Origin of the sequence: Photorhabdus temperata (assembly GCF_025384845.1) — a bacterium.
GTDB classification, from domain to species: domain Bacteria; phylum Pseudomonadota; class Gammaproteobacteria; order Enterobacterales; family Enterobacteriaceae; genus Photorhabdus; species Photorhabdus temperata.
This window is the reverse complement of the sequence record NZ_JAJAFX010000109.1, coordinates 1-5482: the sequence shown is the minus strand read 5'-3', so window position 1 is coordinate 5482 and position 5482 is coordinate 1. Positions and strand designations below refer to the sequence as shown.

General features: G+C 44.6%; 6 protein-coding genes and 1 pseudogene. All 7 read right to left on the bottom strand.

All coding sequences use genetic code 11. The annotated features are described in order from the left end of the window. A partial coding sequence (locus tag LGZ99_RS23240) for a phage tail protein (protein ID WP_262979723.1) occupies positions 1–818 on the bottom strand: 818 nt, incomplete at its 3' end. Positions 819–871: 53 nt separating this feature from the next. Beyond that, positions 872–1468, bottom strand: coding sequence for a YmfQ family protein (locus tag LGZ99_RS23235; RefSeq protein ID WP_036841041.1), 597 nt, complete (start codon positions 1466–1468; stop codon positions 872–874). Continuing rightward, entirely contained in the window at positions 1465–2604 is a 1140-nt protein-coding gene (locus tag LGZ99_RS23230; RefSeq protein WP_036841042.1) for a baseplate J/gp47 family protein, read from the bottom strand. Before LGZ99_RS23230 ends, LGZ99_RS23235 begins: the two co-directional genes overlap by 4 nt. Continuing rightward, positions 2594–3040, bottom strand: a complete 447-nt coding sequence (locus LGZ99_RS23225; RefSeq protein WP_036841043.1) for a phage GP46 family protein — start codon at positions 3038–3040, stop codon at positions 2594–2596. Before LGZ99_RS23225 ends, LGZ99_RS23230 begins: the two co-directional genes overlap by 11 nt. After that, positions 3037–3624 (bottom strand): phage baseplate assembly protein domain-containing protein, encoded by a 588-nt coding sequence (locus tag LGZ99_RS23220; protein WP_036841077.1) that lies wholly within the window; start codon positions 3622–3624, stop codon positions 3037–3039. Before LGZ99_RS23220 ends, LGZ99_RS23225 begins: the two co-directional genes overlap by 4 nt. Continuing rightward, positions 3624–4700, bottom strand: a complete 1077-nt coding sequence (locus tag LGZ99_RS23215; RefSeq protein ID WP_036841044.1) for a phage baseplate assembly protein — start codon at positions 4698–4700, stop codon at positions 3624–3626. The genes LGZ99_RS23220 and LGZ99_RS23215 overlap by 1 nt, the downstream gene beginning before the upstream one ends. Next, a pseudogene (locus tag LGZ99_RS23210) lies at positions 4697–5482 on the bottom strand (hypothetical protein); the annotation flags it as partial. The gene LGZ99_RS23215 and the pseudogene LGZ99_RS23210, both read right to left, overlap by 4 nt.

The following is a 5482-nucleotide window of genomic DNA, read 5'->3' as shown; positions in this document are numbered from 1 at the left end:
TTGACAAAAATAAATCCAGGAAAAGCCCCTACATCCGCAGCAGAAGGCTTATTTTTTGTTGTATAGATATTAGTCCAATCTTCCTCAAACCCGTAACTATCGCGGGCAGAGCGATAAGCAATACCTCCGTTTCTGTAAACCACTCTTAACTGAAATGCCGGACAACTCCCACTACCATTATAGAAGTGAGCAACAAGCTGGCTGTCCCCTGGACGCTGCAAATCATATAATCCCGTATCTGCCTTCCAAGGGACTTGATTATCAACAGAATATGTTCCTGTTAATCCGAGTTTAAACGCCCCCACATCCCCGGCACTCAAACTGATATCCCCGGTCAACGCCTTACCGTTTACTTTCCGGCTGCTCGGCACCGCACTATTCGCCCTATTCACCGTTTCCGACAAACCGAGGTTTTTTATAAACTCACTTTTATTAGGGATGTCGGCCCCGTTTTGGGATTTTGACAGGCGAGTGTTGGCGTTGTTGTTAACGTCTGTAATCAACTTCTGAGTGGCTGCAAGTGTATTGCTACTACCTGTTACATCTGTAAGCTGAACGATGCCTTTTTGGGTTAGTGAAGCGTCGTGAACTTCTACCGCGCTGCTGTCAATTAATTTTTTGATAGCAGCAAAAAGCTGACTGTCATTTTTACTATCGAGTTTTAAGCCCGAACCCAGCACAGCGTTAATTAATTCACGCTGAACGGTATTAAACCATCCGGCATCTAATAATGTCGGCGCAATACCAGCCGCGACATTACCGTTTGTAAACTCACCGTTCTTGTCAGCGGTATTTGTAATATCACCGATTTTTTGCATAGCAAAACCTCACTCATTAAAGGTGATTAGAGAAAGAATAAATAAAGGGTTATTTAGTTGCTGTAACCGAACTGTAAAATTGTATGAGATGGACAAAGACGATTAAATTGACACTCTAACCGCTTATTACCCCATGAACGCAGTGGATCGCCGCAATAACTTCCACCCGCTACAGCGTAAAAAATAGTTGTTTTGGGTGCGTTAATTCGCCATGTAAACGGCCAATCTTCACCGTTTAAGGCTTCCCCGCAGCGAGACTGTCCCGCCCGTGCTTGTCGATATTCAGTGATCGTGATGGTATAACTCATTGTTGCCGCAAGATCAATAAAGAAGCCTTTTGACTGGCCGTTAGATTGTAGCAATCGGGAAACAACGGCTTTTTGTCTGAGTGCGATACTATCAATTTCACCGATACCGCAATCATCTGGCAAACCTAGCGATTTCTCCCATTCAGGCAGCATGATAGTAGCTGTGGCCGGAAATGCCCCTTCAATTAACCCCCATGCGTCCCGATCGCTTCGGTAATATGAGCGTGCAATCGCTCTTGTTATTGCGTTCATAACTGATGAGGGCTGACGAGTCCACGCCAAACCGGATGGCAATAGCCCGTTTAACGCTGATGTATAGTCTTTTACACTATAGCGACTCATGTATAGATAACCTCCCCGCGTAACGGTAGTTCCCCTATCCCTAATTTAATGTTGCTTGTCGGATTCGTAATGACAAATCCCGCCGTTCCCGGCACGTCAGCAATGGCATATTGCAGTTCGGAAATAAGAACTCTCCCAGTCCCGTCCGGGTTCCCGCTTTCAAAAAATACATTATCAATAGCTTCGGCAATGGCACTTGTCACATCACGACTAACATAAGATATTCCGTTGATTGTAATATCTATTTTTCTTGCGATAGGAGAACAAACCCACACTAAAGCAGTGACTGGCTGCAATGGGTAAATATAATCTGCAACTCTTGCTTGATCTCCTGCTGCTGCTGTCCCGTATTTTTCTTCTTTAGAAAAACCATCAGTACCGGCTGGGAAACCGCCCTTACCATTGTTATCACACATAATGTAGATACCAACTGTCCCTGCGCCCATTGCTCTTCTTCGTATCCAAGTACGTGTGACACCGGGTACAGATAGCGCCCAAATCTTATAGTCATCATCAGAACCGCCAGAAGTTAAACCCTGATAAGCTAGTAATATGCGAGAACGAAAATTATCTTCATTTTCAATATCAGCCCCGCCAATTATGGGCGTTATTGCTTTTCCCTGAACATCAACCCCGGCAATACTTTGATCAAGCGTTAACTCTGTTCCTGCGTCAGCATTACCCGCACTTCCCCCGCCTGTTGCGTCATCTAAAATATCGGGCAGAATTGCGGTTATTAATGCATTAGCAGTGCCATCTTGCGATATGCGAACATCATAAAGAGTTTTGTATTGATAACCATCACCACGATTTAATATCGTTCCGGCTGGAATAATTGCGCCTTCCGTGCCTGTAAACTGGTAATCGTTGCAAATAGCAGCATTAGCGGGCTTACGAAAGACTTTTTTCATTGCTCCCCAGCCTGCAAGATGTTCATCAGTCGCAGTAAAGGGGGTTGTTTGCAGCGCGATATAGTCAAGATAGCTGTAATGAAGATGAGCCATACCAGCGTCCATATCAGCAAGAACGCCCATGTTAGAAAATCGCAGCAATGTACCTACATCGTTGAGTTCAGACTGTAAAAAGCTGCGGTTCTGCTCCCGTAGCTCAGATAGTGTTTGTCGTTTAAATGGCATTGTGTTGTTCCCATACCCAGAAAAATCTTAAGTCTTCCGCTTCCCTGCCAGGTCGATGATAACGAATGACCATATTTAATCGATTTGGATAAACGATTTGAGTATTGATATTTACAGAAGCTACAACGCCATCGTCTAACATCCACTGTAGCGCCTCACGCGCGTAATCTTCTGCCTTAAGCGCTACTGCGGTAGTCAGTTTTTGACGTCGAATTAGCCATAATCTTGACCCAATCTGGTAATCCGAACCTACATCACCCCACCAGCCCTTTCTATCAACGCCATCAATTTCATCATCACTACGAGCCTGACGGTCCGTAAACAAGCTGATTATTATTGCGGTTTGCAAGTCATTGCCCGTAACAAGATCCCCGTTCCCAGATAACCAGTCAGCATGAATTTTATTCACATCCCAATAAGAAGTAATATCACTCATTTCACTGGCTCCCCGGTTTGTTGACTTGTTACTGTTGACCCGCCAGATTCCACACCGGACACTTTATGCGTATGCTTATTGTAGGACTCACGTAACTGTTTCATTGTTGAAGCATTGCCATTGCAGTTATCAACAATGTCACCCGTCACTTTTAGAATTGGCGTGTTACAAAGTACAGATTCGCTAGCATTAATTGTTACCTGTGTTGCATTATTCACAGTAACGGGCTGGCCCTTGGCTTCAATAGTGATCCCGGATTCCGTTAACAAGATATGTAAGCCCCACTGGTTATAGAGCACGGTTTCACCAGGATTTAAATTCTTATGCCGATATTTTTTATTGTTGCTGGCAATCACGACAGCGCTGGAACGGTCTCCCCCCAAGTAACCAATCACAACGTCTGTCCCGGCTGGCAATGCAGAAGAGAAGCCAAATTCAGCCATACGAGCGGTGTTATCCCGAACTTCAATTGGCGTCTGGTACTGAACAACTTGAATGTTTCCGCTATCACGTGAAGTCTTAATTTTGCCAAGCCCCAACATCATTTCTACCCGGCGAGATAACTTTCTGATTGCATCATTCATCATCTGATCGTCTCTCTCAAAATTGCGTAAAACTCATACGGTTGAACACTAAAGGCAGCTGGCGGCATTAAAACTAATTGCGCTTGTGTACCATTGTCGCCATTTCGGGTATATGTCACTTCCGACAACAGCCATTGTTCGTTTTCAAGACCAAAAATAGGCATATGGATAGGGATCAGCGTGTTGGGTTGCCACAACTTGCCACTACTATCTCGCCAGCTATCAACCGTCACTTTCAGTACTTTTGAGCGTCCGTAGCGGCGGTTCATTTCCCAGTCAATCGATTCTTGTGCCCGCTTTGCTGATATGAGCGTACTTTCTATGATGGTGACATAGTTCCGATAGCGCATTTTCTTAGCTTCAGGATCACTAGCCGTTGCTAACGTGACGACATCATAACCGCTATCATTACTTGTCTCATTGAGTCCGCTTATAGCAAATGAAAGGCCGGTATACTCAGAAAACCGCTCATTCATTGAGCTATTGTAATCTGATGTTTCGACGTTCTTCCCTTGCTCTATTCCACTAGCGGCTAGCTCTGTGCCTACACGCGTCATAATTAAATTACCGTCCGGTAAATCGTAGTAAAGAAGAGCAGCAAAGCGGGTAACCCGGTCAATCACTTCTTGTGAAGATTCGCCCCAATTAAGCGTAAATTGAGGAACGGTTGGCATATCTTCTACATCAGATGTGACCTCAATGTCATACCATTGCGCGAGTTTTTGAGCAATCTGTAGCGGGGTGGCTTGACTGATAACGTTATTGGGCCACTTCGCTGAACAGTCAACTAAGTCTTGGCATTTACCCCGGCCAGACACTTTTATTTCGTGTTTGTTCTTTGAAACTGATGGGTTCCAGCTATCGATATAGCCCGTGACTACTCGATCATCACCCAAAAATACTTCGCATTTTTCACCGGGTTCTACAAGTTGCTTCTCATCATTGCCGGGGTAATAATCCATTAACATCAAATCGAAATCTGATGGCAACCGCTCAATACCCCGCGTCACCCGCACACTATCCCACCCAAAAATCCTTCGCCCACCGATCACTAATGACAACTCATCACTTTTCATTGTTTCAGCGCCTTAAATCTGACGGGCATAAATGCCGGGTGAATGGGTGAAACTGCCTGCAAAAGCTCATCACTACGTTCCGCATCTTGATAAATGCGATTAGCAATATTCAGCGCGGGTAATACAGAGGGTAAATTAAACTGTGTTAATCTCCCCTTGGCATCTTTCAGTGAGAAACTTTCAACAAATTCATAACGTAGCTGAACGAGAGCCTGAAAAACATCATCAGCCGCTAAATCACCGGCTTTGATAATTGCGTTATCAAGAGATTCACAAACACGACGCTGAATTGTTGCGGCTTCGTCACGATTGGCGGGAATGAGTTCACTGGCTGTTTTTGCCATTGCGCCGGCAGAAAGAACGACGATCAATAATGTCGTGGCTTCAGCTACATTCTTATCTACACTGCTTTGCTGATATTGCGTATTTTTAAAGCTGGCAAGATTTTCAAATACCCGTACTTTCTCCGTCGTACTGCCTGTTGTATTAATGATTACATTAATAACTAATTGCACTCCACCCGCCACCCCCTCAATCGAGTTAGCATTGTTGAGTTGTGATAGGGCTTTTGATATTGCTTCTCGTCCCATGACCGCCCCGGCCATTTTCTCATTAACGACATTTTTATAATTTTCACTGTCATTATTACGCAGTACAACACCCGTTGCGCCGGATACAGAACCGCCGATTTTCCCGCGACTGTAACGTCCGTAGCGTTTACTACCAAATGTCGAATTCAACATGTCACTAAGATTTGTCACTTCATCAATTGACGATTGCAC